1 protein-coding gene is annotated in these 956 nt (G+C 43.8%); it reads right to left on the bottom strand.

Annotated elements, in window-relative coordinates; genetic code table 11:
• On the bottom strand, positions 1 to 956 hold a 956-nt coding region (locus tag BLT_RS0121010; RefSeq protein ID WP_017729660.1), incomplete at both ends, for an ABC transporter substrate-binding protein.

Raw genomic sequence — 956 nt, 5'->3', positions numbered from 1 at the left:
ACATATTCTTCTAGCGTTGACTTTACGAAAAGATCATCAACCGCTAGCTTATTTTTAATTAATCCTTGTTCATAGGAATAGGTTACAAATGCTTCGAGCGTCGCGCGATTTTGCTCTAAACCGTACGGCCAAAAGTCTTCACCCATAATTTCTTTCGTTCGTTCAATCTCTGAAACCAACCACGGTAGCGTCACTTTCAACGCGGCAGTTTGATGAAAGCCCTCATAGATTTTTTCCTTTGACTCAACAAACGCTTTATATAGGTTTGCAGCTACCCAAGGATTTTTTTCTAATATTTCGTCTTTGATCGCCACAACATGCATGATCGGGAAAATTCCCGTTTTCTTAAAATACTCTTTTTCTGCCGCTACATGATCCGAGAAAAGTCGCGACACATTCGGTGAACCTTTTAGGAAGCAGGATGGGGCTCTTGGGGCGATAAAGGCATCAATTTCACCAGATTCTAACATTTCATTCAATGTTTGATCGTCTCGAATCGGCTCGATGCTAATTGAAGATGGTAAATCAAGCTTGATTTTTTCAACACGCCCTGCTTTCTCCTGTCCACCCGTGAACCATTGAACACTTGATGGCGACACGCCGTACTCATGGTGGAGAATCCCACGAATCCATACACACGCCGACAGCTGATACTCAGGAATCCCAATCCGTTTTCCAATCAAGTCGGCAGGCTCTTTGATTCCTGCATGGTTATTGATATAAATCCCAGAGTGTCTGAAGGACCTTGACATAAAGACAGGAATGGCTGAAAAATTCGGAAAGCCGCGGTCCCGAGCGATTAAATAGGAAGAAAAGGACAACTCTGCAACATCGAACTCTTGGTGACGCATCATTCGCCAAAACGTTTCTTCCACAGGCATGTTCAGCCAATTAAGCTCAATTCCCTCCGCTTTTACCGTGCCATCCGTTAAGGCACGTATCCGATCATAATCCCA

This window comes from Halalkalibacterium ligniniphilum (assembly GCF_000334155.1).
Classification (GTDB): domain Bacteria; phylum Bacillota; class Bacilli; order Bacillales; family Bacillaceae_D; genus Halalkalibacterium; species Halalkalibacterium ligniniphilum.
Note: the sequence above shows the minus strand (reverse complement) of the source record. Positions and strands in the feature narration are given on the sequence as shown.